Annotated in this window: 27 protein-coding genes and 1 CRISPR repeat array; of the genes, 16 read left to right on the top strand and 11 right to left on the bottom strand. The window is 54.9% G+C overall.

The genetic code is table 11. From position 1 onward, the window contains the following. Nucleotides 1-68 precede the first annotated feature (68 nt). The 4 genes from BD01_RS03765 (at nucleotide 69) to BD01_RS03755 (ending at nucleotide 2,373) form a co-directional block, all read left to right on the top strand. On the top strand, nucleotides 69-1,166 hold the full coding sequence (locus tag BD01_RS03765) for a C39 family peptidase (protein WP_042690213.1): 1,098 nt from the start codon (nucleotides 69-71) through the stop codon (nucleotides 1,164-1,166). Nucleotides 1,167-1,170: 4 nt separating this feature from the next. Next, nucleotides 1,171-1,896 carry a hypothetical protein gene (locus tag BD01_RS03760; RefSeq protein WP_042690211.1) on the top strand — a complete coding sequence of 242 codons (726 nt, stop codon included), beginning with the start codon at nucleotides 1,171-1,173 and terminating at the stop codon, nucleotides 1,894-1,896. Nucleotides 1,897-1,902: 6 nt separating this feature from the next. Next, entirely contained in the window at nucleotides 1,903-2,055 is a 153-nt protein-coding gene (locus BD01_RS11220) for a hypothetical protein (protein WP_156927378.1), read from the top strand. A gap of 108 nt (nucleotides 2,056-2,163) precedes the next feature. After that, nucleotides 2,164-2,373, top strand: a complete 210-nt coding sequence (locus BD01_RS03755; protein ID WP_042690208.1) for a hypothetical protein — start codon at nucleotides 2,164-2,166, stop codon at nucleotides 2,371-2,373. A 13-nt stretch (nucleotides 2,374-2,386) separates the two neighbouring features. Here the strand turns inward: BD01_RS03755 and ftsY are convergent, their stop codons facing one another. Both ftsY and BD01_RS03745 read right to left on the bottom strand, forming a co-directional pair. Next, nucleotides 2,387-3,370 (bottom strand): signal recognition particle-docking protein FtsY, encoded by a 984-nt coding sequence (ftsY, locus tag BD01_RS03750; protein ID WP_042690205.1) that lies wholly within the window; start codon nucleotides 3,368-3,370, stop codon nucleotides 2,387-2,389. A gap of 62 nt (nucleotides 3,371-3,432) precedes the next feature. Next, nucleotides 3,433-3,912: a hypothetical protein gene (locus tag BD01_RS03745; RefSeq protein ID WP_042690202.1), complete on the bottom strand. Its 480-nt coding sequence runs from the start codon at nucleotides 3,910-3,912 to the stop codon at nucleotides 3,433-3,435. Nucleotides 3,913-4,077: 165 nt separating this feature from the next. Between BD01_RS03745 and BD01_RS11450 the strand changes: the two genes are divergently transcribed. The 4 genes from BD01_RS11450 to BD01_RS03725 are packed head-to-tail and all read left to right on the top strand — an operon-like array spanning nucleotide 4,078 to nucleotide 8,856. Then, the gene (locus BD01_RS11450; RefSeq protein WP_342665201.1) at nucleotides 4,078-5,334 is read left to right on the top strand and encodes a BMP family lipoprotein; all 1,257 of its coding nucleotides are present in this window, start codon (nucleotides 4,078-4,080) and stop codon (nucleotides 5,332-5,334) included. A 48-nt stretch (nucleotides 5,335-5,382) separates the two neighbouring features. Next, nucleotides 5,383-6,918, top strand: a complete 1,536-nt coding sequence (locus tag BD01_RS03735) for an ABC transporter ATP-binding protein (RefSeq protein WP_042690197.1) — start codon at nucleotides 5,383-5,385, stop codon at nucleotides 6,916-6,918. Next, the gene (locus tag BD01_RS03730; protein ID WP_042690195.1) at nucleotides 6,902-7,948 is read left to right on the top strand and encodes an ABC transporter permease; all 1,047 of its coding nucleotides are present in this window, start codon (nucleotides 6,902-6,904) and stop codon (nucleotides 7,946-7,948) included. Before BD01_RS03735 ends, BD01_RS03730 begins: the two co-directional genes overlap by 17 nt. After that, nucleotides 7,945-8,856 carry an ABC transporter permease gene (locus tag BD01_RS03725; RefSeq protein WP_042690193.1) on the top strand — a complete coding sequence of 304 codons (912 nt, stop codon included), beginning with the start codon at nucleotides 7,945-7,947 and terminating at the stop codon, nucleotides 8,854-8,856. The genes BD01_RS03730 and BD01_RS03725 overlap by 4 nt, the downstream gene beginning before the upstream one ends. Nucleotides 8,857-8,862: 6 nt before the next feature. Here BD01_RS03725 and BD01_RS03720 read toward each other — a convergent pair whose 3' ends face one another. Further along, complete coding sequence (locus tag BD01_RS03720) at nucleotides 8,863-9,843, bottom strand: metal ABC transporter solute-binding protein, Zn/Mn family (RefSeq protein WP_042690191.1); 981 nt, start codon at nucleotides 9,841-9,843, stop codon at nucleotides 8,863-8,865. A 92-nt stretch (nucleotides 9,844-9,935) separates the two neighbouring features. Between BD01_RS03720 and BD01_RS03715 the strand changes: the two genes are divergently transcribed. After that, a complete protein-coding gene (locus tag BD01_RS03715; RefSeq protein WP_042690188.1) occupies nucleotides 9,936-11,738 on the top strand; it encodes a DUF4932 domain-containing protein in 1,803 nt (600 codons plus the stop codon). A gap of 150 nt (nucleotides 11,739-11,888) precedes the next feature. Further along, entirely contained in the window at nucleotides 11,889-13,766 is a 1,878-nt protein-coding gene (locus tag BD01_RS03710) for a DUF4932 domain-containing protein (protein ID WP_051482159.1), read from the top strand. On the opposite strand, the gene BD01_RS03705 is transcribed toward BD01_RS03710, so the two are convergent. The 6 genes from BD01_RS03705 to BD01_RS03680 all read right to left on the bottom strand — a co-directional run bounded on the left by BD01_RS03705 (nucleotide 13,754) and on the right by BD01_RS03680 (nucleotide 19,826). Beyond that, a complete protein-coding gene (locus BD01_RS03705) occupies nucleotides 13,754-14,056 on the bottom strand; it encodes a hypothetical protein (protein WP_042690185.1) in 303 nt (100 codons plus the stop codon). The two genes, BD01_RS03710 and BD01_RS03705, sit on opposite strands and share 13 nt — an antisense overlap. Before the next feature lie 12 nt (nucleotides 14,057-14,068). Beyond that, a complete protein-coding gene (locus tag BD01_RS03700) occupies nucleotides 14,069-14,716 on the bottom strand; it encodes a phosphoribosyltransferase (RefSeq protein WP_042690183.1) in 648 nt (215 codons plus the stop codon). Between the two features lie 493 nt (nucleotides 14,717-15,209). Continuing rightward, nucleotides 15,210-15,778: a CRISPR direct-repeat array (repeat unit 30 nt; unit sequence GTTGCAATAAGACTCGAGGAGAATTGAAAG). Nucleotides 15,779-15,862: 84 nt separating this feature from the next. Further along, nucleotides 15,863-17,104 carry a nucleotidyltransferase family protein gene (locus BD01_RS03695; protein WP_042690180.1) on the bottom strand — a complete coding sequence of 414 codons (1,242 nt, stop codon included), beginning with the start codon at nucleotides 17,102-17,104 and terminating at the stop codon, nucleotides 15,863-15,865. A 242-nt stretch (nucleotides 17,105-17,346) separates the two neighbouring features. Continuing rightward, nucleotides 17,347-17,598: a DNA-binding protein gene (locus tag BD01_RS03690; protein WP_042690177.1), complete on the bottom strand. Its 252-nt coding sequence runs from the start codon at nucleotides 17,596-17,598 to the stop codon at nucleotides 17,347-17,349. 2 nt (nucleotides 17,599-17,600) lie between these two features. Then, complete coding sequence (gene feoB, locus BD01_RS03685) at nucleotides 17,601-19,589, bottom strand: ferrous iron transport protein B (protein WP_042690174.1); 1,989 nt, start codon at nucleotides 19,587-19,589, stop codon at nucleotides 17,601-17,603. Nucleotides 19,590-19,598: 9 nt separating this feature from the next. Beyond that, nucleotides 19,599-19,826 carry a FeoA family protein gene (locus BD01_RS03680; RefSeq protein ID WP_042690171.1) on the bottom strand — a complete coding sequence of 76 codons (228 nt, stop codon included), beginning with the start codon at nucleotides 19,824-19,826 and terminating at the stop codon, nucleotides 19,599-19,601. A 190-nt stretch (nucleotides 19,827-20,016) separates the two neighbouring features. On the opposite strand from BD01_RS03680, the gene BD01_RS03675 reads away from it, so the two are divergent. From BD01_RS03675 to BD01_RS03655, 5 genes are read left to right on the top strand one after another with little or no spacing between them, the layout of a single operon-like run. After that, nucleotides 20,017-20,367, top strand: a complete 351-nt coding sequence (locus tag BD01_RS03675; RefSeq protein WP_042690169.1) for a DUF4870 domain-containing protein — start codon at nucleotides 20,017-20,019, stop codon at nucleotides 20,365-20,367. 37 nt (nucleotides 20,368-20,404) lie between these two features. Next, nucleotides 20,405-21,235, top strand: a complete 831-nt coding sequence (locus tag BD01_RS03670; RefSeq protein WP_042690166.1) for a DUF7411 family protein — start codon at nucleotides 20,405-20,407, stop codon at nucleotides 21,233-21,235. Beyond that, the gene (locus BD01_RS03665) at nucleotides 21,195-22,190 is read left to right on the top strand and encodes an AIR synthase family protein (protein WP_042690164.1); all 996 of its coding nucleotides are present in this window, start codon (nucleotides 21,195-21,197) and stop codon (nucleotides 22,188-22,190) included. The genes BD01_RS03670 and BD01_RS03665 overlap by 41 nt, the downstream gene beginning before the upstream one ends. 25 nt (nucleotides 22,191-22,215) lie before the next feature. Next, nucleotides 22,216-22,533 (top strand): nucleotidyltransferase domain-containing protein, encoded by a 318-nt coding sequence (locus BD01_RS03660; protein WP_042690162.1) that lies wholly within the window; start codon nucleotides 22,216-22,218, stop codon nucleotides 22,531-22,533. Next, complete coding sequence (locus BD01_RS03655; RefSeq protein WP_042690159.1) at nucleotides 22,530-22,904, top strand: HEPN domain-containing protein; 375 nt, start codon at nucleotides 22,530-22,532, stop codon at nucleotides 22,902-22,904. The genes BD01_RS03660 and BD01_RS03655 overlap by 4 nt, the downstream gene beginning before the upstream one ends. On the opposite strand, the gene BD01_RS03650 is transcribed toward BD01_RS03655, so the two are convergent. Both BD01_RS03650 and BD01_RS03645 read right to left on the bottom strand, forming a co-directional pair. Next, nucleotides 22,891-23,964: an mRNA surveillance protein pelota gene (locus tag BD01_RS03650; protein ID WP_042690156.1), complete on the bottom strand. Its 1,074-nt coding sequence runs from the start codon at nucleotides 23,962-23,964 to the stop codon at nucleotides 22,891-22,893. The two genes, BD01_RS03655 and BD01_RS03650, sit on opposite strands and share 14 nt — an antisense overlap. Before the next feature lie 40 nt (nucleotides 23,965-24,004). After that, on the bottom strand, nucleotides 24,005-24,763 hold the full coding sequence (locus BD01_RS03645; protein WP_042690154.1) for a molybdopterin-binding protein: 759 nt from the start codon (nucleotides 24,761-24,763) through the stop codon (nucleotides 24,005-24,007). 156 nt (nucleotides 24,764-24,919) lie between these two features. On the opposite strand from BD01_RS03645, the gene BD01_RS03640 reads away from it, so the two are divergent. Beyond that, nucleotides 24,920-25,927: a phosphorylating glyceraldehyde-3-phosphate dehydrogenase gene (locus BD01_RS03640; RefSeq protein WP_042690151.1), complete on the top strand. Its 1,008-nt coding sequence runs from the start codon at nucleotides 24,920-24,922 to the stop codon at nucleotides 25,925-25,927. Nucleotides 25,928-25,956 lie beyond the last annotated feature (29 nt).

Here is a 25,956-nt window from a genome sequence, read left to right as displayed (position 1 = left end):
CAGTTTTGGTTCTGAGTAGCTTCGCGGGAGCTTTGAGGTTTGTTCCTACGAAGGGTCAAGGTAGTTTTGTGACACCTGCCGAGGCCAAGCTTATTGCCCAGAGGCATCTCCAGTGGGCATCGTCAAACGTTCCGGGCTTCGAGGACTGGAAGAGGGCAAAGCTTTCCCAGCCCGTAATATACTACTTCCCCAACGGAACCAAGAGTGCCTACGAGTTCACCGTGCTGGTCAACGGAAAGCCAGATGGTTTTATACTTGTGGCAGCTCAGAGATACATGCCCCCAATTCTTGAGTTCGGCAAAGGTGAGGCGCCGAGCAAGAGGCTGGGGAGAATAGGCAGGGCCAGAGTTAGAGGATTCTCAGTAGAGAAACACAGACTGCTTTATTATGGGGCGTTAAGCTACAGCGTAGAGCTGGATAAGGGAAAGGCTATGGACATTCATGGCAGACAGATTTCTGTTCCAAAAGAAATTTCATTAGCTCGTTCTTACACAACGATGTCTTTAGAAAGGGAGGGAATAGATAACATATATACTGTGTCCACATCCACATATGCCGAAAAACATATCTCTAACGTACCTGCGTGGACTACAACAGATCCGGGGAGTTCCTCTACTTCATATCCGTATAATGTAGGGCCCAAGGAAGACCCATGGTCATGGTGGGATGGATGTGCGCCGATAGCGGCTTCAATGGTGATAGCATACTATGAGCCGCAACTTCAAGATTCCTGGGACAGGGAAGCTTTAATTGACGTTCTACATCATACAATGAATACAGACGAAAATGGGGGCACTCAGATATCTGACGTGGTTCCAGGTATAAAAAATCTCTATGAAGAATATCAATACATATCTAGCAAGATATCTCTCAACAACGTAGTTCAGCATGACTATAACGCTTGGCTGGAAAGCAGTTCAGAAGGTTTCTATGATGCAGTATCTGATATAAACAATAATCATCCTCTAGTGCTATTGATGATTGGTGGAGGTTCCGCATTAGACCGTACTCAGAATTACGGAAACCATGCAGTTACAGTGGTCGGATACGTTGGATATTCATCATCATTCTACTGGGAAATTCATGATACTTGGGACAACAAAAGTCATTACATAGCAGACGGAAATTGGAAAGAGGCATGGTTTGTCTTTGTGCATAGGAGGTGAATTAATGAAAAGAAAGACTTTACGTTTTTTCCTTCTAATTTTACTTTTGGCGTTAATTAGTGGAAGTATTTTTATTGCCAAAACAAAAAAGAATGAAAAAGGTCAGTGTTTCTCAAGAGTGCCTATAAACGTCAGCAACGCTAAGCCCCCAATGGTAGTGGGTCCAAGCTTTCCTCCCGGGGCAGGATTTAAGGGTATAACACTCGACGAAGTTGTGAACGGAAGCCCAAGGCACGTGCTTATTGGCTTCTTTAACTTTCGGCCCTCTAACTGGACCGATGAAAGGCCGCAGTGCTACTTTAAGGCGCTCGAGGGTTACTCTGAGAACTGGACTGGCTTCATCATGTCGGGAGTGGCTCTCTCAAACGTAACTCTTTCGGGAAGGGTTTACCTTGCAGTTTACGTGTATCCCTTGGAGGGGACGGCGATAATAGCCAAGGTAGACTATGGGGAAACGCCGGAGAAGTCGAAGATAACCGAAGCATTTAGACTTGATTACGAGAAGAATCCCAGCGAGATTGTGGACGCCTACATCTCCAAGCTTGAGCACTCAGGCCATACTGCAGTCAAGGAGCTTTCCGGCGGTCTTTCCAAGGGCTGGGTGTTCAAGAAAGGAGGTGATTACCTGCTTGTGATTGAAACAAGGGACGCGGGCAACTTGTACCTGATTCTCGCCTTGGGAGGAGAGGATGACGTCAAAAAACTCGCCGACTCAATTTTCCCCAGGTGAGGTTGGGTGAGCCCGATGAAGCTCCGCTCTCTTCTTTATCCCCTCCTCTTTCTCTCCGTCGAGTTCGTGCTTGCTTTTGCAGTTCCGTGGGAGGACTACATAAAGGCCGTTTGCTGGTCGAGAAATCCTCCGGCCCGCTCCTCCGAGTTCACCCCATAGTTGGCCTTTCTCTCGCCGCCGCGCTTCCGTTCATCATTGTTGCCCTTTTTGCCCTCTGGAGGAACTTCCCTAAAGACTGCCATTCTTTTAGGTTCGGCAGGGGTTGTGGTGCTTGCCAGGACGGCGCTCCTGGCCCTTGACGGAGGAATCGCCATGCTCCTCATCCTTCTCCTCACATCGCTCATCCAGTGGGCGAGAGAAAGAATTTTGAAGATACAACCGGATAGAAGCGAGAAAACCCTCTGGGCCGTCTCGGCAGTTCTGAGCCTCTTCGCCATCTGGTTTGTGGTTTGCATGAAACTTGCGGTCAGCGTGTAAGAAAAGAGAGAAGTCACTCCTCCCCGAAAATCCTGTCCACGAACCACTTCTCGTCGAAAGGCTTTAAGTCGTCGTAGCCCTGACCGACGCCGACGAAGAGTATCGGCGCGCCAATCGCGTGGCTTATGCTCAAAGCCGCTCCACCCCTCGCGTCCGCATCGAGCTTGGTGAGGATTACTCCGTCTATCCTGACGGCCTCGTTGAACTGCTTGGCCTGCTCCACAACGGCGTTTCCGCTCAGGCTGTCGCCGACGAAGATTACTAAGTCCGGCTTGGTGACGCGGACTATCTTCTTCATCTCGTCCATGAGGTTCCTGTTGAGCTCGTTCCTTCCGGCGGTGTCCACGAGAACCACATCAACTCCCCTCGCCTTGGCGTGCTGGATTGCGTCGTAGGCAACCGCTGCTGGGTCCGCTCCGTAGTCGTGCTTTATCACCTTAACCCCAACGCGCTTCGCGTGCTCCTCTATCTGCTCTATCGCCCCAGCCCTAAAGGTATCGCTCGCCGCTATGACGACGCTCAGCCCGTTCTTCCTGAGCCAGTTGGCGAGCTTGGCTATGGTCGTGGTCTTCCCCGAGCCGTTGAATCCGACGAAGACTATCACGAAGGGCTTCTCTTCTTTGGAGCGAATCATCTCGAGGAGGTCAATCTTTTTCTCCGGAGTGAGGATTTCGAGGATTGCCTCGCGGAGCGCTTCCTCTATCAGCTTGCCCTTGTTGGTTCCGATGCGGACCTTCTTTCCGACCAGCTTCTCCTTAATCTTCTCCCGCAGGGCCTCGACGGTTTCGAGGGCAACGTCAGCTTCGAGGAGCTCAAGCTCCAGTTCGTCCAAAGCTTCCTCAACGTCCTTCTCCTTAATCTCGACCTGAAGAAGCCTCTCCATGAGGCCGGGCTTCTTTTCCGGCTCGGTCTTTTCGACCTTCTTCTCTTCCTCCTCAATCTTCTCCTCAACCTGCTTGGTGAACTTCTTGAGCTTCTCCCTGAGCTTTCCGAACATGCTCTCACCCGGAGAAAAGAGGGGGAAGGCCTATAAAAAGCCCTCGGCGATAGCTGGTGTCATCACTGCTCAGACCCGAAGCCACTCGTCATCGGGCGCCTTACGTAGGTCTTCCTCTCAACGACGCGACCGTTTTCGAGCTTATAAACCTTTAAAAGCTCGGCTCCCATCGTTTCCCGTTTGTAAGCTATGAGGTAGTCGAGGTGGTTTCTGATTCTGTATCGAGCTATCGAATCTCCAACGTAGCGCTCCTCGTAGAGGAGGACGAGCTTTCCTTCCTCCCGCTTCATCTCGAGCCAGCGGAGTAGTTTCTCGCGCTCGGTTCCCTTCCGGGTGAGGGGATTGACGATGAGGTAAACGGGAAAGTCCGCCCTGAAGGGGTTGCCGACGTAGATTTCTCCCTCAACGGGGAACGGAAGTTCTTCCGCCAGAGCACTCCCCTTTCTATCTGCCCACGATTGGAAGTAGAGCCGTGCGAGCCTCTTACCTCCGCCAGAAATCATCACCGTTCCGGATTCGAGCGTAAGTATTTCCCTCAGCATACGCCTCCCTTTAACTTTTATTGCGCAGTTAAATCTTTTTCGACCGTTTGAACACCCAAAGGCACCGCAAAGTATTTATCGGGCCCCAAAGAATAAGCTTTTACAAACCAAGACGGGGTGTGTTAGGCTATGCGAAAGCTGTTCGGTTTGTTGTTGGTGGGCCTGATGGCCCTTAGCATCGTGGCCAGCGGCTGCATAAGTGGAAACTCCAGCAGTGCAGAAACTAAAATAAACATCCTCTACACCTACACCGGGTCATTTGGCGACCCTGCCAAGGGTAAGCAGGCCGCTCAGGCCCAGCTTCAGCAGGGTGCCTGGGTTATCTACCAGGTTGCCGGCGGTACCGGTCTCGGTGTCTTCGAGGCCGTCGGTGACTATCTGAAGGCCAACAACAAGAAGATGGGTCCGCCGTTCGCTATAGGCGTTGACTCCGCCCAGGACTGGATTAAGCCCGGCGTTATAATCGCGAGCATGATGAAGCGCGTTGACGTCGGCGTTTACAACGCCGTCAAGGAGGCGGAGGAGAACCAGTTCAAGGGCGGTGTCGTCGAGCTCGGCCTCAAGGAGGGCGGTGTCAAGCTCTCGACCATAGAGGACGTCAAGGCGATGTTTGACTCCCTTCCGGCCGACGTCAGGGAGAAGAAGCTCAAGGACCTCGGCTTCAAGAGCGAGGATGAACTCATCCAGTTCCTTGAGCAGACCAGGAAGCAGGTTCCGGACTGGATTTGGCAGGCAGTTGATGAGCTCCAGAAGCAGATAATCAGCGGTCAGATAATCGTTCCGAAGGCCACCGCCAAGGACCAGATTGAGCTCCTCAGGAAGGCCCAGAACTGGACGGTAATGGAGCAGTACGCCAAGGAGTGGGCCGCCAAGGAGCCCAAGCCCGAGACCTACTTCGACGAGAAGCTCAACCAGAGGCAGAACACCGGAAAGATAGCCATCGTTTACGATGTCGGCGGCAGGGGCGACCTCAGCTTCAACGATATGGCCTACATGGGTGCCGAGAGGGCCGCCAAGGAGTTTAACCTCCAGCTCACCGAGCTCCAGAGCAACAGCGAGAACGACTACCTTCCGAACCTCAGGAGCCTCGCCAAGAGCGGTGAGTACGACATAATCATCGCGGTCGGCTTCATGATGACCAACGCCGTCAAGCAGGTTGCCCAGGAATACCCGAACCAGAGGTTCGTTATCATTGACGGCTACGACCCGGAGATGCCCCACAACGTCCAGATGGTTCTCTTCAAGGAGAACGAGGGTTCGGCCCTGGCCGGAGCGCTCGCCGCGCTGATAGCGCTCAACGACAACAAGGACACCATAGGAATCGTCCTCGGTATGGAGATTCCGGTTCTCTACAAGTTCGAGGGTGGCTACCGCTTCGGTGCCTACTGGGCCCTCGACTACTACAAGAACCACAAGCAGTGATTTCTTCTTCCTCTTTTGTTTCCCTTTTGAGATTTGGAGGTGAAAGGGATGGAAGAGCAAACTCCAGTGCTTGAGATGCGAGACATAGTCAAGGTTTATCCCGACGGCACAAGGGCCCTGAAGGGCGTCACGATTAAGGTCTACGAGGGCGAAATCCTCGGTCTTCTCGGCGAGAACGGTGCCGGAAAAACGACGCTGATGAAGGTTCTCTTCGGAATGCTCAAGCCAACGAAGGGCAAAATCTTTCTCAGGGGCAAAGAAGTCCGCTTCAAGAGTCCCGCCGATGCAATAGCGAACGGAATCGGAATGGTGCACCAGCACTTCACCCTGGTCGAGGTCTTCAACGCCCTCGAAAACATCATCCTCGGAATGGAGGGGCACAGCCTGCTGTCCAAGATTGACGTCGAGAACGCGAGAAAGAAGCTCCAGAAGCTGATGGACGAGCTCAACTTCCAGGTTCCCCTCGACGTTCCCGTGGAGAACCTTCCCGTCGGCGTCCAGCAGAGGATTGAAATCCTCAAGATGCTCTACCGCGACGTTGACATACTCATCCTCGACGAGCCGACCGCGGTTCTCACGCCGATAGAGGTCAAGGAGCTCTTTGCGGTTCTCAGGAAGCTCAAGGAGCAGGGGAAGACGATAATCTTCATCAGCCACAAGCTCAACGAGGTAATGGAGATAACCGACCGCGTCACGGTCATAAGGAAGGGCGAGGTCGTCGGAACCGTCAAGACGAGTGAGGCAACACCCCAGCTCCTCGCGAGGATGATGGTGGGCAGGGACGTGGTTCTCAGGATTGAGAAGCCCCCGAAGGAGCCCGGTGAGGTAATCTTCCGCGTCGAGAACCTCTGGGTGAAGGGAGACAGGGGAGAAGACGCCGTCAGGGGGCTTACCTTTGAGGTCAGAGCCGGCGAGATATTTGGAATAGCGGGTGTCGAGGGCAACGGCCAGAGCGAGCTCATAGAGGCCATAACAGGTTTGAGGAAGGTCGAGAAGGGCAAGGTCTACCTCAAGGGCGTTGACATCACCGGCAAGAAGCCGAGGGAGCTCTACGACATGGGAATGGCCCACATCCCCGAGGACAGGACTCACATGGGCCTAATCCTTGAGATGAGCGTGATGGAGAACTCCATTCTGGGAATGCACTGGAGGAAGGAGTTCTCGAGGGGCTTCCTACTCGACTGGGACAAGGTTGAGGAGCACGCGAAGAGGCTCATAGAGGAGTTCGAGGTCAGTGCGCCCGGAACCAAGGCCCCGGTGAAGAGCCTGAGCGGTGGAAACCAGCAGAAGCTCATCGTTGCCAGAGAAGTTAGCAAGAAGCCCGAGTTCATCATAGCGGCACAGCCAACGCGCGGTGTTGATGTCGCCTCGACCGAATACATCAGGAACTACCTCGTCAAGCTGAGGAACGAGGACAAGGCCGTTCTGCTCGTCTCTGCCGACCTGGATGAGGTTCTCCAGCTCAGCGACAGGATGGCGATAATGTACGAAGGCCAGTTCATGGGAATAGTCAGGCCCGACGAGGTTACCGAGGAGCAGATTGGACTCATGATGGGAGGTGTTAAGGGTGAACCTCAAAAATGAGCTCAGGGGATACGCCAAACCCGTGGCCGAGAGCGTTTTGGCGATACTCATTGGAGCGTTCATAGGTGCCCTCGTCCTATGGTTCAGCGGGTACAGTCCGTTTGAGGCCTACTACTGGCTGATAAGGGGCTCTCTCACCTCGGTTGACGGCATCGCCGAGACCCTCGCAAAGTCTGCTCCACTAATCCTAACTGCCATAACCTTCGCGATAGGCGCGAGAACGGGCCTCTTCAACATCGGCGCCGAGGGAACCGTCTACTTCGGCGCAATGGCGGCGATAATAGTGACCCAGTACCTCCAGAACCCGATAGCGGGCCTTCTGGCTGGCCTTCTCATCGGAGCCCTGTGGGCCCTTCCAGCGGCGGTTCTCAAGGTTTACAGGGGAGTCCACGAGGTCATATCCACGATAATGTTCAACTGGATTGCCTTCTTCCTCGTCAGCTGGCTCGCGGTCAGCGTCTACTACAACCCAAAGGACCCCAACAGCACCCTGCCGATTCCTCCTTCAGCCAGGCTCCCGCTTCTCGTGAAGAACACAAGCCTCTCCTGGGCGTTCATAGTGGCAATACTGTCGGCGATAATAGTCTTCATAGTGATGTGGCACACCAAGCTCGGCTACGAGCTCAGAACCAGCGGACAGAACCCGAGGGCGGCTGAATACGGCGGAATCAACCCCAAGCGCTCGGCCATATGGTCGTTCGTCATCGGTGGAATGACCGCAGGACTGGCGGGCGCTGGACTCGTCATGGGAACGCCACCGAGCTACGCCATAACCCAGGGATTGGCGAACGTTTACGGCTACGGTTTCGACGGAATAGGCGTCTCCCTCGTCGGAAGGAACCATCCGCTCGGCATAATCTTCGCGGGAATCCTCTTCGGAGCCCTGAGCGCGGGAGCAACCGCGATGCAGCAGCACGCCCACGTTCCGCTCGAGATGATTAAGGTCATCGAGGGAATCATCATCATAGCCGTCGCCGTGCCCGGGTTGCTCGACCTCTTCGCCAGGCTTTTCAGGAGGGGTGAGGCATGAACGAAACCATGGTAATCAGCCTTCTCCTTGGTTCACTCGCGGCGATGGTTCCGATAGCTCTCACGAGCATAGGCGCGGTGATAAGCGAGAGGGCCGGTGTCGTCAACATCGGCTATGAGGGAATCCTGATGTTCGCGGCGTTCTTCGGGGCAATGTTCGCGGAGCTTGCCGGAAACGGCTGGGTTGGCATTCTCGGTGGGGCATTCGTAGGACTGCTGTTCGGCGTCCTTCACGGCGTTCTAACGGTTTACCTCAAGGGAGACCACGTCATTCCGGGTATAGGCCTCAACCTCCTCGGCTACGGTGCAGTCGCCTTCGGAATAAGGGCCTACTGGGGAACCGCCGGCCAGCACCAGGTTCCAAGCAACGCCCAGATTAGTCCGCTGTGGATGGACGCCTTTGGTAACTCCCTCAGCCCGATGGTGCCGATAACCATAGCGGTCGCCATAATAGCCTGGTGGGTGCTCTTCAAGACGCCCTTCGGGCTGAGAATCAGGGCCGTCGGTGAGAACCCCGAAGCTGCAGATGCCCTCGGAATAAACGTTGAGCTCTACCGCTTCACGGCGGTCCTCATAGCCAGCGCCTTGGCGGGCGTCGCCGGTGCCTACCTCAGCGTTGACTGGCTCGGAACCGTAACTAAGACGATAGCGGCCGGAAGGGGTTTCATCGCCCTGGCAAACATGGTCTTCAGTGGCTGGAACCCGCTGATAGCACTGGGAGGAGCGTTCCTCTTCGGATTCTTCGACAACTTCGCCATCTACATACAGAACAACCCGTGGCTCGCGGGAACGATACCCTGGCAGTTCATAGCGACCCTGCCGTACGTCGTGACCCTCATAGTGGTCGCGGGAATAATAGGAAGGGCCAGGCCGCCCAAGTGGGACGGCAGGCCCTACAAGCGCGAGTGACCCCTTTCATTTTTTCAATATCACTCCCAGAGCTGTTCCAAGGACAACGCCTGTGATGAGGGCGAGAAGGGCGTATGTAACTACGGTGTTGTCCCTGGTGTTCTTCTCCGCCGTTTTTTGGGGGGTCGAGAGTGCCTTCATTATCGAGGCTGTGTTTTTGATTAGCCAGTCGGTGTAGTTCCCCGAGGCCCAGAAGACTGTTATCTCAACCAGGGGCTTTCCGCTCTTCTGGGCGAGCTCAATTGAGGCCTTCTTGAGCTGTTCCGGGCTGTCGGAGCCGTAAACTATGAGCGAACTCTTCTCCGCGGTTGGGACGAGCTGGTCAACCCCTATCGCAGGAACCTCTTCCTCGGGCTTTATCGCGGCAACGGCCTTTATCCCAAGCCAGTCGATGGCGTACTCATCGGGGGGCATCTGTATCACAGCGGTCGCGTTTTTAGGGGCTAAAGCTTTGTAGGCCTCGACTATCGCCAGAACCCTCTCGCGGAACCTCTCAAAGTCCCTCTCGTAGGTCATTGCGTTCGCCGGGTCCTCCTCGATTAAGGCCTCCTTCGTGGCCTCGGCTATCGCTATCGCGTTGTAGGGGTCGAGCCAGACGCCGTGCGGATTGTCCTTGCCGTTGTACCAGTGTTCTTTGGCGTAGTGGAAGCCGTATTTCACGTAGTCGTCCACGAAGAGGGCCTTCCCCGTTACGGTGCCCTCCTTCTCAAGTTCTGCAATCCTTTTCTCAACGGGTAGATGGCCTCCGGTCGTCACTATGACCTGGGCCTTTGAGAGCAGTTCGACCTGCTGGGCCGTCAGCTGGTAGTCGTGGGGGTCAACGCCCGGCGGGATTATCACCTCGACCCTAACGCCAGGAAACGCCTCCTGGACTATTGAGCCTATTGGCGCTATCGTCGCCACAACCGTGACGTTCTCCTGAGCCGAGACGCCGTTGAGGGGAACCAGCGCGAGCGTCAGCAGGATTATGAGCGCGAGCCTCTTCATCTTAGGTCACCCTAATTCTCCTCGGCTTTCGCCTTTTAAACTTCTCCCGCAACCCTTATAACCCGTTCCCTTAACTACTACCCGGTGATGTTATGAAGCGCCTCTTGATTTGGGTAACCATTCTAACCCTGTTGCTCGCACCTCTCGCGGCCCCTCTGGCTTCGGCCGTTAAAATAGGCCCCGACGTAATGGTTGAGATAAGCCCCAACGCCGAGCTCCTCGGAATCGTTTACTACCTTGCCTTCGGGAAGGACCCCTTTGTCATCGACAGGGGGAGTTACCTGGATGAAGTCGAGGCACACTTCGGAAAGTTCAGGAACTCAAAGGCAGTGCTCCTCTTGAAGTCTTATCTCTCTCAGGCAAGAAACGTTCCTGAAAGAGACTACCTGCTCCTCAACCTTGAGTACTACACGCTCCTCTGCTCTGAACCGCCTGAGCTCAGACCTCTAACGACCCTTGGATACCCATGGTTCGAAAACGAGTTCCTGCCCGCGCTCAGGGAGTTCGCGGAAGAGAGTGATTTCATGAACTTCTACGAGGGTCACATGGACTACTACGACGAAGACCTCAGAATCTACGAGAACGCCCTTAAAATGCTCCCTCCCGACGAGTTCATGGCCGAGAACGCGGGGGTTCATGGAGTTACCTACGAGTTCCTTCACCCCTACCTCGTTGCGGTTCACGGCCACAGCTTCAGCCCGACCCTTAACGGCACGGAAATCTGGGGCGCCGGCGGGATGCTTCCTCTAGTCAGGAGAACCCCCCAGAGAACCCTTTGGAGCTATAAAACCGCAAGGGACACGATGTTCGGGCTTCCGCTGAACGGGGACTACATTGTGAGCACGGGGCTCGACGAGTTGCTGTACCTCGGCTTTATTTACCACGAGCTCGGCCATGACGTCACCGTTCCGGCAATCAACTCATACAGGAATCTAACCAGCCTCGCCTACTTCGTTGATGCAATACGGGCCGATATGCCGTATTTAGCGCGCTACGATATGCACTTCTGGAGCAGGACGGGGATGCTCTACGAGGGCTTCGCCGACGCGTGGGAGGACTACGCGATAAGCCGGATAAACGAGAACTACACGCTCCTGGCAATCAACATGCAGAAGGCCTGGGGAGAGTTCTGGATTGGGTGGCTCCTCAACAGAACCGCCCACTACTCGGAGCTGAGCCGGAAAACGGGCAAGCCCTTCTCGGACTACGTCTGGAGCATCCTCGACGAGATGAGAAACTTCGCGTCGCCGGAAAACGTCAGTGAGGTTTACTCCCGCGAGGTTCCGGTCACACCGCTGAGGGCCTTTGATAGGGGCGCGGAGCTTGGAAGGGTCGTCATCGTCTACGGGACGGCAAACCCGGACCCGACCGGAACTGAAAAGGATAAGGAGACGGCCGAGGAGATAGCGGAGAACCTGAGGCGGTTCTACTCCCAGTGGGTCGAACCTGTGGACGTCGTGGTGAAAGCGGACGTTAACGTCACGGACTCTGACCTTGAAGGGGTCGTCGTCCTCGTCGGCGGTCCGGTCTCGAACCGTCTCGTGAGGGAGCTCGATAGCAAGTTCCCGCTCCGCTTCGAGAAGGTCAACGGAACGTGGCTCTTAACCCACACCGAGAACGTCACGAGCTTCGTCCTCCTCGACGAGAAGAGCCCCTGGAGGAGGATTTACGGAAACGTGAGCGTCGCCGTCGGAAACCTCGGAAACGTTGCCAACGCGAGCGTTCTGATGGCAATCAGGAACCCCTACAACGAGAGCAACTACCTCGTATGGATTGCAGGCGAGAACAGGAACCTAACGGCGCTCTTCACGAACCCGACCTACTACCTGAGCAGTTACGAAATCTACACGGGAAAAGAAGTGGAGGTGGGGTTCTACGTGCTCCCGCCAAGCTGAGTTTCCTTTCATCTTTTGACACGAACGGGAAGTTAAGTTTTTTCTTTTGAAAGCCTATCTTTGGGAGGCTCTGGATGAGTCAATAGTTTACGCAGATAGGGGAAACTTTTTAATCCCGGCCGTTTAAGAAGAGATTTGCCGGTGGTTGCTGTGAAGGGAAGGGATGTGGTAGTTGCTGTTCTCCTGATTTTTGCCGTCGTTGCTTCCGCCTGTGTTGGAAGTCCAGGGCAGTCCGGCACTCCAACGAACACCCCTGCAACGAACGCGCCCCCAAGAACTACCATCCACCACGTGACACCCAACGTTACAGTCGAGATTCCCCCATCACTGGAGCTCTATGGAATCGTTTACTACCTCGCCGTTGGCAACGACACATTCGTGACGGACAGAGGGGCATACGCGAGGGACGTTGAGTCGTGGTTCGGGCCGTTCAGAAACCAAAGCGCCGTTTTGATACTCCGGAAGTGGCTCAAGGATGCCGGTCCAAGGGTTAAGGGCCACACCAACATCGTGGTTGAGTACTTCATCAGAAACTACCCAGACCCTGAGGAGATAAACGTCTCAGAAATCCTCAACACCAGCACCGCGCAGACGCTACCGCCCAGAGATAGGGAGTTTCTGGCCGAATTTCTGCCCGCTTTGAGGGATTTTGCCAGGGTTACTAACTTCTCGGCGTTTTATCGGAGCCACATTGATACCTACTGGGAGGACCTTTCAATCTACGCCGGCGCCCTTGAGAAGTTGCCACCAGATAAGTTTATGGAGAAATACGCGGGAGTTTCGGGGATACGGTACCTCTTCGTTCACCCGTATTTCGTCATAGTCCACGGCCACAACCTCATCGAGGAGGACAACGGAACAACTGTGTGGGGAGCCGGCGGCAACCTGCCCCTTATCAGGCGATTCCCTCAGAGGACACTCTGGAGCTACAAAACAGCCAAGGACGACTTCATGGAACTCCCTCTGAACAGGGACTACATTGACAACCCCGGACTTGATGAACTCCTCTACCTCAACTTCATCTACCATGAACTCGGCCACGACATCATCAACCCGGTGCTCAGAGAGAGGCTCCTTGAGCTGGGCCAGATGGAGTACTTTATCTGGGCGATACGGGAGGACATGCCCTACCTAACCCGGTACGACGGTCATTTCTCCTCGGTCAACATGTTCTACGAGAGCTTCGCCGATGCGTGGGCGGATTTCGCACTAAGCCAGGTCGACCCCGATTACGCTCTCCTGGCCATTAACATGCAGAAGGCCTGGGGCGAGTTCTGGATTGGGTTCCAGTACAACCTGACGAGGAAGTACGTTGAGCTTGCCAGGAAGGAAGGGAAACCGTTTGCCGAATACGCCCCGGAGATACTGGAGGAACTCCGGAAGTTTGCATCCAGCGACAACGTTAGCAGGGTGTACGAAATGAACGTCCCTGTGACGCCGTTGAGGGCCTTTGACAGGGCCTCGGTCACGAGGAAGCTCTTGGTAATCTACGGAACTGGTGGAGCAGGGGAGGAAAACGCGGCAATTAAATCAACGGCCGAGAGGGTTGCGAAAATCCTTGGTGAGTTCTATGGAAAAGAGTTCATAGGAACGGAAATCGTTCTCAAGGCAGACGTTGACGTGACTCAGGAAGACCTTAAAGAGAACGTCGTTCTCGTTGGCAATCCGAGAGTGAACTCCATCGCCCGGGAGCTCCAGGAGAAGTTCCCGTTGCGCTTCGTTGAGTTGGAAAACGGGTCTCTCGCCTTGGAGAGAAGCCCCGGCTGGAGTGTGGATTCCTTCGTGCTGACGGCCGACAAGAATGACCCCGTAGTCCGGGGCAGGCTGAACGATACCTCCAGCGTTGCCCTCCTGCTCGCCGTGCGGAATCCTGTGAATCCAGAAAACTACGTCGTCTGGATAGCGGGAACCAACGCAAACCTCACCGCGCTGTTCGAGAATCCTACCTATTACCTGAGCAGTTACGAGATATGGAGCAAAAAGGGAATAGAGCTTGGGTTCTACGTCCAGCCGCTTCAGTCTTCCTGACTTTCTTTTTCCATGAGCCCGTTGCTCTTTATGTGGGGCTTGCCGATGGCTATGGTGAAGCCCTTGAAGCTGTCGTCTTTCCTATTGAACTCAATGGCTAAAGGAAGGCCGTTGTCCTCGTTGAAGACGATGCGGACGATTCTCGCCCGCGAGTGGTCGCTGAGGTAGTCCTCCTTCAGGCTCTCGTAGTCGTCGATAACTCTGTCAATGCTCTCGCTGTGCATATCGTAGATTTCCCGCGCGTAGACGCTGTGGTTTCGAATCTCCTGGACCTTCTTTTCCCTGTCCAAGGTACCACACCCTCAGGCTTTGCGCCACTTCCCGTCGCGGAACTTAAAAACCTTCCTGCGCTCGGCCATCCTGAGGGCTTCCTCGAGCCTGCCCTTTGGAACTTCCATGCCGTGGAGCTCCTTGAAGAGCTCGACTATCTCGTCGGTGCTTACCGCTTCCTTCTCCTCAAGGATGTTGCCGACGAGGTTAATCATGTCCTCCACGAAGTTCCAGGGGAAGACTATCCAGGCCCAGTCGATTTCCTCGCCGAAGTAGTCGGGCTTGAAGCGCGAGCCCTTGATTGTCAGGAGCGTGGCAGTCCTTATCTCGGCCGGCTTCTGGCTCTCGACGTAGTTCTTCGCGAGGGTTAAGCTCTCGCCTGTGTCGCTGATGTCGTCGACGATGAGGACCTTCTTGCCCTCGAGGTTGTAGTTGCTACCGTACTTGAGCTTGGCCTTGCCGTCCGGGGTTGCCGTTACTCCCCAGTGCTCGACCTTCAGGCTGACCAGGTCCTTGACACCGAGGTAGTCGCAGTAGAGCCTCGCCGGAACCCAGCCACCGCGGGCGAGGCCAACTACAACATCAGGTCTCCAGCCGTCTTCCAGAACCTTCCAGGCCCCTTCCTTGGCCCACCTTTCAATGTCCTCCCAAGAAGCGAGATACGCCGGAAACTTCTTCATTGGATTTCCCTTAACGGAGCAAAAACAACCTTTTATTTAAGGTTTTTGGCGGGGATTTTGACGGGCGCGTGTTTAAAGCCCGAGATGACACGTGGCAAGCAACTTCCGGTATCTGCCCGCATAGGTTCTTCCCCTGGCGGAATTCCGGTTTATCGAGACGGATTTCTCCCGGTTCTTGCTTGGCAAGGGATTTGAAATCGAAAATAGGGTTAACAGTTTTGTAACGATTCGTGACAGCAAACTATGGATAACATGACGAGATTTTTTGAGGGGATTAAATAACTCTCCGAGAGAGCCCTGTTGGATTGAAAGCGTGCTCAAAACCGATTAATTTTTAAAAACATCTTGTGGCAGGTTTTAAACCCTTTTTAACGGGCTTTGGAGCCTCTGGAAACGGCCAGCACATCAGGGCATTAGTACAGTTTTCCAGAAAGGCTTAAATATTCCGGCGTTCTCTTCTCTTCGTTGGGCGGAAGGACGAGTTTTGCTCCCCGTTGCAATAAGACTCGAGGAGAATTGAAACAGCAATGATATGATGAAAGTTGACCGCTACTTCAGGAGTGTTGCAATAAGACTCGAGGAGAATTGAAACCGTAGGTCTGGTTGAGGTTCTGCTGGGTGGCAAGAGTGTTGCAATAAGACTCGAGGAGAATTGAAACTCCCACCCCTATCACCACTGTTCTTCTTTTTACGGCAGTTGCAATAAGACTCGAGGAGAATTGAAACTAAGGAATAAACGGTGATGCTCATGGGGCTTGGCGACGTTGCAATAAGACTCGAGGAGAATTGAAACACTTCACGGGGGCCAGTTACACGATTCGTCAGGACGTGTTGCAATAAGACTCGAGGAGAATTGAAAGTTATTTCACTACCCGTGTTTACAAACTCTAGCTTATGCGTTGCAATAAGACTCGAGGAGAATTGAAAGAACGTTTTGGTGGGGTTGGCTATCATCAAAATTTTCGGTTGCAATAAGACTCGAGGAGAATTGAAAGTAGATTTAGTGATGATAGCCTCGCAGTGGGACAAAATGTTGCAATAAGACTCGAGGAGAATTGAAAGGTGGCGACGGTTGGGGACGTGGTAGAGTTCCTGGTCGGCTAGTTGCAATAAGACCCAAAGAAGACCTAAAAGAGGTTAAAAAGCTCAGAAGAGCCACTGGTTCTCAATACACTCGTCGCACGGCGGCTTCTCGCCGGCTATTGCCTTGAACTTCTTGTAGATACACTCCGGCAGGCCGAGAGGACAGCGGTCCGGGTACTGGCCGGGCCGGACCTTAGTCGGGTCGAGCTTTATCTTGATGTAGGCCTCGTACTCCTCGACCTTCTTCCAGGGCAGGACCTTCGCCCCGTAAATCACGAGCCCGTCGTAAATCTTTGCGTAGTCACCGATGACGGCGTTCTCCTTGATGATTACGTCCCTGCCAACTACAACTCCCTCGCCGAGTATCGTGTCCTTCAGCTCGGCGCGCTCCTTGATTATGTCGCTCCCGATGAGGACCGAGCGCTTGATGTAGGCCCTGTCCTCTATCACGGTGTTCGGGCCGATGTAGGAGTAGGCCTTAATCTTGACGCCGTGCCCTATCTTGACGCCTTCATCGATGTAGACCGGCCCCTGAATCTCAACGTCTTCCGGAACCTCCGCGCTCTCGGCTATGTGGAAGTAGCCGTTCTCCCTCGCCATCTCATCAAGGGCAATCTGGTGGGCGTAGAACAGGTCGTCCGGCGTTCCAAGGTCGACCCAGTAGGTTCCCTTCGGCATTCTGTGGGCGTAAACCTCGCCGCGCTCGACGAACCTCGGCAGGATTTCACGCTCAAAGTAGACTTCCTTGCCCTTCGGAATCTCCTCGAGAACCTTCTTGTTCACGACGTAGATTCCGGCATCGACGAGGTTGCTCTTGGGCCTCTTGGGCTTCTCCTCGAAGTGGAGCACCTTTCCGCTCTCGTCCATCTCAAGGACTCCAAAGCGCTCCGGGTCGTAGACTTTGGTTGCCGCGACCGTTATGAGTCCGCCCTTCTCCTCGTGGGCCTTTATGAGCTCGCGGTAGTCGAAGTTCGTGAAAACGTCGCCATAAATCACGAGGAAGTCATCACTAACGTACTCCTCGACGTTCTTGAGCGCGCCACCGGTCTCGAGTGGCATGGGGTCGTTGACGAAGCGGATTTCCTTGGGGTAGTCGGACATCTTCTCGTCTATGAACTCCCTTATCTCGCCCCTCATGTAGTGGACGGAGAGAATTACCTCGTCTATTTCGGGAACCTTCTCGAGCGCTTCAAGGATGTACTGAAGGTTGGGCTTCCCGAGGACGGGAATCATCGGCTTTGGCCTCGTTGATGAGAGTGGCCTGAGTCTCGTTCCAAAACCGCCTGCAAGGATGACAGCTTTCATGGCACTCACCGTTTAAGCCTACTATCGGCACTCTTATATATTTTACGGCCATAAAATATATTACCGAGGGTGAAACGTTTAACCGGCGGTGACTACTTGCAAAAATTTGACGTGAATGCGGCAAAAATCCTGACAATCGCGAAAACGGGTGTATTTTACGGGGCTGAACTGGGCTTCCCTATCACATTCAGGAGTCATGGGGAACATAAAAACAAAATGAAAAAAAGTGTTCATAAATACCCCTATCTGTCCACCCTAAAGCTCGGCCTAAGCACCTTCACCCTTGGCACGAGGCACTTCCCGTAGCAGACCTTCCTGAGCGGGCATGTCTCGCAGGCCGGCCCCTGCTCAACCTCCTCGATGTAGCCGAGGCTTTTGAGGAGCTCGATTATTCCTTCCACTTCCTCAACGGTAGTCCCGAGCTCCCTCGCGATGTCCTGGGGAAACCGCTTGCCCCCGTTGATGAGCCTCAGCACTTCCTCCATCCTGCCCATCTTCACAACCCCAGCGCCGTTCCAACGTGCCATATCAGGATTCCGAGGAGCGAGGCGACAGTTACCATGTAGACGGTCACAGCGAGCGCCCACTTCCAGTTGCTCTCGGCCCTTATGGCCGCTATCGTGGCTATGCACGGGATGTAGAGTGTGGTAACGACCGCCAGGACGAAGCCCTGCAGGGGGCTCATAGCGCTCATCATGGCTTCCTTGAGGGCCTCACCACTTAGACCGCTGTAGAGAATGCTGTAGGTTGAGATTACGTTCTCCTTGGCGATTATTCCGAAGATTAGGCTCACCCCGGCCTTCCAGTCGAGCCCCATGAGGTTGAGGTATGGCGCAACGAGGTGGCCGAGCCTCTCGGCGTAGCTCTTCCCGGTTCCCATAGGTACCGGATAGTTGCTGAGGTACCATATCGCTATCGAGCCGACGAGGATAACCGTTCCTGCCTTCTGGACGAACTCCTTGCTCCTTTCCCACGAGTGGAGGAGCAGACTTCTCCAGCTTGGAAGGAGGAACTCCGGGAGCTCGATGACGAAGGGGCTCTCCTCGCCAGAAACGAACCTGCTCACGAGCTTGGCGGAGAGCAACGCCACCGCGAAGGCGAGCAGATAGATTGCCAGAGCGACGAGTGCATCGCCGCCGAAGAATGCCCCGACGAGGAAGCTGATGACGCTCAAGCGGGCAGAGCAGGGAATGAAGGGGTTGATGAACATGGCAACGAGCCTGTCTCTTTCTTCGTCGAGCGTTCTCGTGGCCATAACAGCTGGAACGTTGCAGCCGAGACCGAGGATGAGGGGTATTATTGCCTTGCCCGGCAGGCCGAACTTCCTGAGGATGCCCTCCATGAGCACCGCTACCCTCGCCATGTAGCCGAGGTCTTCGAGGAAGGACAGCGCGAGGAACAGGAGGAAGACGAGCGGGAAGAAGCTCAGCACCGAGCCGACTCCGCTGACCACACCGTCCACGAGGAGGCCGCGCAGGGTCTCGTTCGCTATGTGGGGAGCGAGCCACTCGCCGAACCTGCTGAAGCCATCGTCCAGAATCCCCTGAAGGGGCATTCCGAAGGCGAAGACGAACTTGAAGACGAGGTAGAAGACGAAGGCCATCGCTATGAAGCCGTAAACGGGGTGGACGAGGATTCTGTCAAGCTGGTCTGTGAGCGTCTCCTTTGCCTTCCCGTAGCTCATGAACTCATGGGTAAGGCCGTCTATGAACTCGTACTTCTGGCCGGCTATAATCAGGTCCATCGCCCGCCCGTAGCGCTCCTCGGCCTCGCCTATGTGGGTCATTATCTCCTTCAGCTTCTCCTCGCCGAGGTACCTCAAAACGAGCTTCATAACCTCGTCGTCGCGCTGGAGGAGCTTTATCGCCAGCCAGCGGAGCGGGTAGCGGCCTGCAAGCTTGGTTCCCTCAAGGCACTTGGAGATGTGCTCGATTTCCCTCTCGACCTCGGGGTCGTAGCGCGGTAAAACGGGGTTCGTCTTTATCTTCCCGTGCGCCATCTCCCATATCTTCTCCTTGAGCTCCTCGATTCCGGTTCCTTCCTTGGCGCTGAGCGGAACCACTGGAACGCCGAGGGCCTTTGACATCTTGAGGGTGTCTATTCTGATGCCCTTCTTCTCGGCCAGGTCAACCTTGTTGAGGGCTATGATTACGTTCTTCAGACCCATCTCAAAGATTTCCATCGTCAGGTAGAGGTTTCTCAGAATAGCCGTTGCGTCAACCACGTTCACAACGACGTCCGGGTTTCCGTTGAGGAGGAAGTTCCTCGCAACGAGCTCGTCAACGGAGTGGGCTGTGAGCGAATAGGTTCCGGGCAAATCAACGACGAGAAATCGCTCCCCTCTGTGCTCGAAAACGCCCTCCTTCTTCTCAACTGTAACGCCGGGCCAGTTGCCGACGTGCTGACGCATACCCGTTAGGGCGTTGAATATCGTCGTCTTGCCCACGTTCGGGTTTCCTGCCAGGGCCACCACCCGCATCGCCATGCTATCACCTCAGAGCTTCCTTACGAACACCCTCGCCGCCATTCCCTTGCCAAGCGCCAGCCTCGTTCCGCCTGCCTCGACGATGAGGGGCCCCCTCGGGTAGTTCTCAAGAACCCTGACAATCGCCCCTGGAGCCAGCCCCATCGCGTAGAGCCTGCTCCTGAAGTTGGGCCCCCCACGCAGGTCAACAACAACCCCCCTCTCGCCGGGAGCCAGTGATAGTAAAGGCACAATCATGTTCATCACCGTTAGGTTTTCCTAATTCTATTTGAACTCATTCAGACCCTTAATAAATCTTTGGTGAGCCTAACAAAACTCAGAGGTTCGAATTCAGACCGGGGAAGTTGGAAAACCGCCCTGATTTTTCATTCACCGTAGCAAAGGTATTTATAGGGGCGCCGATAGAGAAGAATGGAGGTGTATCACCATGGGTGAGGAGATTGGAAGGACATCCCTCGGGATGGATGAGAACTTGGAGGGGTTGCTTGCCTACCTGCTCTGGTGGCTAACCGGAATAATTCTACTGTTGCTGGAGAAAGAAAGCTATTTTGTCCGCTTCCATGCGATGCAGTCAACTGTGATGTTCCTGTTCTTCACGGTGGCGATTAAAGTTTTCGAGTTCATACCGATTATTGGCTGGCTCATCGCGTACTTGCTGTCCCTCGTTGCCATTATAGCCTGGATTGTGGGCATGGTCAAGGCCTATCAGGGCGAGCTCTACAAGTTCCCGGTTTTCGGCGACCTCGCCGAGCAGTGGGTTGAGAAGGTCAACCTCTAAGGCTCAGGTTTTTAAGCCCCGTCCTTTACGTTTTTCCATGCTTGAGAATGTCGTTGAGGAAATCCGGGAGTTCTCCAGGAAGTCCGGCGTTCACCGCAAGAAGGTTCTCGTCCTCTTCTCCGGTGGAAAGGACAGCTCGCTCGTTCTCTACCTGCTCAAGAAAGCGGGTCTCGACGTTTCCGCTTTGACGTTCTTCCACCGCTGGAGCTGGCGCGAGACCCTCAACTGGGCGATGCGCTTCACGAAGAACCTCAGCGTTGAACATTATTTGGTTGACATCACGGACGGCCTTCTCCGTGAGGCTACCGGCAGGAAGGGGCCGGTGTGCATAAACTGCAAGAAGGTCATGCTCTGGAACGCCAAGTGGTTCGCCCTCAACAACGGCTTTGACGTCTTAGCGAAGGGCGACAACGCCAACGACAAGATAATCGGTGCACTGCTTGACCAGTGCCCCGGCGACATAAGGCTCTGCGAGATTCCAAGGATAGGCGTTCCCTTCTTCCGCCCCCTGATTAAATACCCCGCCGAGGTTGTTGAACGGCTCGCCGAGGAGGCAGGTATAAGGCCCTATCGCATGTACGAGCACGCCCGGAGAAGGCAGTGGCGCGAGGGCTGTCCGTTGCAGTATATAGACCGCGAGGAAATCGTCACGAAGGAGCTGATGGACCTGGCCTACCGGGTGAACTACGAGGTCAGCAGAATCGCGAGGAGGCGGAAGGTCAGGGTAAGCGTCCGCGTGCCGAGCTTCGAGATAATGGCCTGGGGCCCGGACGAGGAGACCCTTGAAGAGGTGAGGGAAGTTATAAAGAAGTTCCGGGGTGATTCCAATGCTCCCGTTCGGAAAGCTGAGGAACGACGTTCTTCGTGAGGTAATCTTTCCAAACCTCGGCGTTGAGGACGCCAAGGTAATCTACGGGCCGAGGGAGGGCTTTGACTCGGCGGTTCTCGAGTACGACGATGAGAACTACCTCGTAATCGCAACCGACCCGACGCTCGGCGTCCCCGCTGAGACCTTCGGCTTCTTCACATACCATTTTGCCTCAAGCGACGTGGCTGTTTTTGGAGCGAGACCGAGGTGGCTCGTGGTTGATTTGCTCCTCCCGCCGGGAACAACGAAGGAGTTTCTCCGAAAAGCGATGGAAGACCTCAACCGGGAGTGCGAGCGGTATAAAACGGCGGTAATCGGCGGGCACACCGGAGTTTATCCCCCGATTTCCGAGCCGACCGCAACCACAACGGCGATGGGGCTCGTGAGGAAGGAGGAGCTCAAGCTTCCCCTCGCGAGGCCGGGAGATAGGATAATCGTTACGAACAAAGTTGCCCTTGAGTTCGCGGTCTCCTCAGCTTACTTCCGCGCCGAAGAGCTGAGAAAGGTTCTGACTCCCGAGGAGATGGAGGAGCTCCGCTCGCTTTACAGGCTTGAAACTGTCCTTCCAGATGCTCTGATAGCGAAGCCCTTCGTCAGGGGGATGCACGATGCTACCGAGGGCGGACTAACGGCGCTCCACGAGATTGCAGACAACTCGGGAGTTGGCTTCAGGGTCTACGCCGAGAGGCTCGAGCTGAACCCCCTCGTGAAGAGGGTTCTCGACTTCTATAAGCTGGAACCGTGGAGCGTCTCCTCGACGGGAACGCTGATAGCGATAACGCCTCCAGAAAAGGTTAATTCATTAATTGCAGAATTGCATAAAAATGGAATTAATGCCTTTGAGCTCGGCGAGTTCACGGAGGAGAAAGAGAGGGTTCTCGTGGAGGGTAGCGAGGAAAGACCATTCCCGGAGTTCGAGGGCGACCCCTACGCGGAGCTTTATGGCAAACGATAAATAGAGGGAAGGTGTAGTATCACCCATGAGCTCGGAGCTTATCCACAATGTAATTTTGAGAATATCTCGCGAACTGGGTCTTGAAGTTGACGAGATAATCCTCTTCGGCTCCCGGGCTAGGGGAGATTTTAGAGCCAACAGCGACTGGGACGTTTTGGTTGTTCTGTCAGAGCCCGTAGAACGGAAAATGGAACTCGAAGCCTACAAACGAATGCACAGGGAGCTCCTGTTGAAGGGAATCAAGGCGGATATCCTCTTCATCTCAAGGGACGAGCTGGAGAAGGTCAAAGACGATACCGGCTTCATCTACTACTACGCCCTCAGGGAGGGTGTGAAAATTTGAGCTTCAGAGAGTGGCTCCAGAAGGCCGAGAAAGACCTTATGCTGGCCAAGAACAGCCTTTCCCTCGAATTCTATGATTATGCAACTTTTCACGCCCAGCAGTGTGCAGAGAAAGCTCTAAAAGCGTTTTTAGTATCGAGAGGAAGGCCCATCAAGCGAACCCACGATATTGGAGAGCTCATACTCCTGTGCGCTGAAGTGGATTCGGAATTCCTAAAGCTCTTCGATGATGATGTTGACGTTCTAACCGCCTACGCCGTTGAGGCGAGGTATCCAACCCTCCACGAGCCGGATAAAGAAGAGGCGGAGAACGCGATAAAGCTCGCCGAACTCACCCTCTCCTTCGTGCGCTCCAGGCTCACTTCACCCTGAACCTCAGCAACGCCGCGAGGCCGCCAAGGGCCTTCAGCTTTTCTCCCCCTTCGTGCTCCGAGCTGACGATGACAACTTCACCCCTTGAATACCTTACGGCGTCCATGAGCTCTTCAACCTTCTCCCTCAGGTCGCCCTTCAAAAGCTCGTCGAGAACCAAAAGCGTCTCAACGGCCCCGTAGTTCACCGCTTCCTCCACTTCCCTGAGGCCGTAGGTGGCCAACCCGGTGTTCCTCGCGATGTTCTCAAGGACCTTCTCAACGAGCTGGACTTCCTTGGCAACCCTGTTCTCATGGTAGACCCTGTCAACGGTTCCGCGCTTGATGACCTCGTAGATGCCCGTCCTTCCGGTTACGCTGGTGTCTTCGATGACGACCTTCTTCGCCAGCTCGGGGTAGTTTTCACGCAGGAACTTGTGGAAGTCCTCCTTGACGAAGCCTGGGCCCGCTACAATCGCCTTCTCAATCTTCTCCCTCTCCATGAGCTCGGCCATAGTCTTAGCCAAGTCGTGGAAAAAGCGCTTCTCCTCGCTTTCGCGGTCGGTGTTGTAGCGCTTCCCGCCGAGGTTTCTCCTTATGCTCGCCACCATCTCGACGCCGTATTCGCGAACGAGCGCTATGTCGGCTTCCCCCTCGTCTATCACCACAATCATGACCTTGGCCCTCTTCGAGGCCTCAATCGCCTCCTTAAGGCGCTCTATGTGGTGCTCCTTCCAGCGGGGCTTCTGGATTGTTACGACCGTTCCTTCCTCAATCGTTATCGTGTGGTACTTGCCGAGGGGGACATCTTCTCTGCTCGCGTAGACTATCGGCCCGGTAACGCGGACCTGGTTCGCGAACTTGTGAAAGTTTATCTTCTCAGCTTTGACGCCAAGGTAGACGGGAATGACCTCGACCTTCTCGGCCCTCAGCGAGTCCGTTCTCTGGGCCTGCTTCCTAAGGGTTTTAGCGTAAACTATATCCCCGGGGTCTATGACGTGGTAGAGGTGCCAAAGGTCGTCCAGCGTTTCGGCCTTTACCTTCACTATGCCCTCCTTGGGCTTCTCTTCGAGTATCTGCACCCTCTCACCCCTAACGAACTTGGAGGGAAGGATTTAAAGGTTACCAGCCCTCCTCGAAGCGGATTCCCTTCGACTCCATGAAGGCCTTCGCGCGCTCTATTTCCTCTTCACTCTCGCCGAAGAGGATTATCCCGATGTACTTCCCGAAGCCCTTCGGCGAGGAGTGAATTCTAACGTTAAAGCGCTCCAGCGTCTCGTTGAGTATCGGCGCGAGCTTGCTCTCGTCCGTTATCTCTGCCAGAAGCTTCCTCTGGACGAACTTCTTCTTCCCGAGCCTCGGGAGGACCTCCTTCTCGAGCATCGCCTTCATCTCGCGGGGCATTCCGGGAAGGACGAATATCTTAACACCCCCGTGCTCGATGTAAGCCCCCGGCGCGGCACCCTCGGTGTTCTCCAGCGGTTCCGCGCCCTCCGGCAGATAGGCCATCTTTCTTCTCGCCTCGTTTAACTCGGGGTCGTCTATGAGACCCTTCTCGTAAAGCTCGCGGTAAAACGCTTTAATCCTCTCAAGGCACTCCTCGCAGAGGACGAGCTTCCTGTTGAGGGCCTCCGCAACCGCCAGCATCGTAACGTCGTCGTGAGTCGGCCCGAGACCGCCCGAAATCACGAGAACCTCAGGTTTTCTGCCGAGGATTTCTCTGAGGACGGTCGTTATCTCCTCCACGTCGTCCCCCACAGTCGTCTTCCTACGCACCCAGTAGCCCCTTTCGGTGAGCCTCTGGGCTATGAAGGCGGAGTTGCTGTCAACGGTGTTCCCTGTGAGAAGCTCGTCGCCTACCGTCAGTATCTCCGCGAACATTCCCACCACCGGAGATGTTTCAACTCCTGGACTTATAACGCCAGCGGAGGGATTTTGCAGGAGAATGTCAAAACGGCCACTTCTTGAAGTGCTTTTCACCACGAGTGAAAACAAGGTTTAAGTATTTTATCGCTGTAAAACCCGCCGGTGGTTGCCATGGCCAGGGTTAAGGTCGGAATCAACGGCTACGGCACGATAGGAAAGCGCGTCGCCTACGCCGTCACGAAGCAGGACGATATGAAGCTCATCGGCGTAACCAAGACCAAGCCGGACTTCGAGGCCTACCGCGCGAGAGAGCTGGGAATCCCGGTTTACGCCGCGAGCGAGGAGTTCCTGCCGAGGTTTGAGAAGGCCGGCTTCGAGGTCGCCGGAACGCTGGAGGACCTTCTCAACGAGGTTGACGTAATCGTTGACGCCACCCCCGGAGGAATGGGGGCGAAGAACAAGGCCCTCTACGAGAAGGCCGGCGTTAAAGCCGTATTCCAGGGCGGTGAGAAGGCAAGCGTTGCCGATGTTTCCTTCGTGGCCCAGGCCAACTACGAGAAGGCCCTCGGAAAGGACTACGTCCGCGTCGTCTCCTGCAACACGACGGGCCTAACAAGGACGCTGAGCGCAATTCAGGAGTACATAGACTACGTTTACGCGGTCATGATTAGAAGGGCGGCCGACCCCAACGACACGAAGCGCGGTCCAATAAACGCCATAACGCCGAGTGTTACGGTGCCTTCGCACCACGGGCCGGACGTCCAGACGGTTATACCGATTAACATTGAGACGAGCGCCTTCGTCGTTCCGACGACGCTCATGCACGTTCACAGCGTAATGGTCGAGCTGAAGAAGCCGGTCGAGGCGAAAGACGTCGTCAATATCTTCGAGAACACCACGCGCGTTCTGCTCTTCGAGAAGGAGAAGGGCTTCGAAAGCACCGCCCAGCTCATAGAGTTCGCCCGCGACCTGCACCGCGAGTGGAACAACCTCTACGAGATTGCCGTCTGGAAGGAGAGCATCAGCGTCCGCGGAAACAGGCTCTTTTACATTCAGGCCGTTCACCAGGAGAGCGACGTCGTTCCGGAGAACATTGACGCGATAAGGGCGATGTTTGAGCTCGCAGACAAGTGGGAGAGCATAAAGAAGACGAACAGGAGTTTGGGGATTTTGAAGTGATTGGCCTTTTATCGGAAGGGGCTTTTCTC

It is taken from the genome of Thermococcus nautili, from assembly GCF_000585495.1.
Classification (GTDB): domain Archaea; phylum Methanobacteriota_B; class Thermococci; order Thermococcales; family Thermococcaceae; genus Thermococcus; species Thermococcus nautili.
Note: the sequence above shows the minus strand (reverse complement) of the source record. Positions and strands in the feature narration are given on the sequence as shown.

Coding starts and splice junctions, on each gene's coding strand:
- BD01_RS03735 (WP_042690197.1), top strand. CDS start 5,383: ATGGAAGAGCAAACTCCAGTGCTTGAGATGCGAGACATAGTCAAGGTT.
- BD01_RS03760 (WP_042690211.1), top strand. CDS start 1,171: ATGAAAAGAAAGACTTTACGTTTTTTCCTTCTAATTTTACTTTTGGCG.
- BD01_RS03745 (WP_042690202.1), bottom strand. CDS start 3,912: ATGCTGAGGGAAATACTTACGCTCGAATCCGGAACGGTGATGATTTCT.
- BD01_RS11450 (WP_342665201.1), top strand. CDS start 4,078: ATGGCCCTTAGCATCGTGGCCAGCGGCTGCATAAGTGGAAACTCCAGC.
- BD01_RS03675 (WP_042690169.1), top strand. CDS start 20,017: ATGGGTGAGGAGATTGGAAGGACATCCCTCGGGATGGATGAGAACTTG.
- BD01_RS03700 (WP_042690183.1), bottom strand. CDS start 14,716: ATGAAGAAGTTTCCGGCGTATCTCGCTTCTTGGGAGGACATTGAAAGG.
- BD01_RS03665 (WP_042690164.1), top strand. CDS start 21,195: ATGCTCCCGTTCGGAAAGCTGAGGAACGACGTTCTTCGTGAGGTAATC.
- BD01_RS03715 (WP_042690188.1), top strand. CDS start 9,936: ATGAAGCGCCTCTTGATTTGGGTAACCATTCTAACCCTGTTGCTCGCA.
- BD01_RS03725 (WP_042690193.1), top strand. CDS start 7,945: ATGAACGAAACCATGGTAATCAGCCTTCTCCTTGGTTCACTCGCGGCG.
- BD01_RS03690 (WP_042690177.1), bottom strand. CDS start 17,598: ATGGGCAGGATGGAGGAAGTGCTGAGGCTCATCAACGGGGGCAAGCGG.
- BD01_RS03670 (WP_042690166.1), top strand. CDS start 20,405: ATGCTTGAGAATGTCGTTGAGGAAATCCGGGAGTTCTCCAGGAAGTCC.
- ftsY (WP_042690205.1), bottom strand. CDS start 3,370: ATGTTCGGAAAGCTCAGGGAGAAGCTCAAGAAGTTCACCAAGCAGGTT.
- BD01_RS03640 (WP_042690151.1), top strand. CDS start 24,920: ATGGCCAGGGTTAAGGTCGGAATCAACGGCTACGGCACGATAGGAAAG.
- BD01_RS03695 (WP_042690180.1), bottom strand. CDS start 17,104: ATGAAAGCTGTCATCCTTGCAGGCGGTTTTGGAACGAGACTCAGGCCA.
- feoB (WP_042690174.1), bottom strand. CDS start 19,589: ATGGCGATGCGGGTGGTGGCCCTGGCAGGAAACCCGAACGTGGGCAAG.
- BD01_RS03680 (WP_042690171.1), bottom strand. CDS start 19,826: ATGATTGTGCCTTTACTATCACTGGCTCCCGGCGAGAGGGGGGTTGTT.
- BD01_RS03720 (WP_042690191.1), bottom strand. CDS start 9,843: ATGAAGAGGCTCGCGCTCATAATCCTGCTGACGCTCGCGCTGGTTCCC.
- BD01_RS03645 (WP_042690154.1), bottom strand. CDS start 24,763: ATGTTCGCGGAGATACTGACGGTAGGCGACGAGCTTCTCACAGGGAAC.
- BD01_RS03660 (WP_042690162.1), top strand. CDS start 22,216: ATGAGCTCGGAGCTTATCCACAATGTAATTTTGAGAATATCTCGCGAA.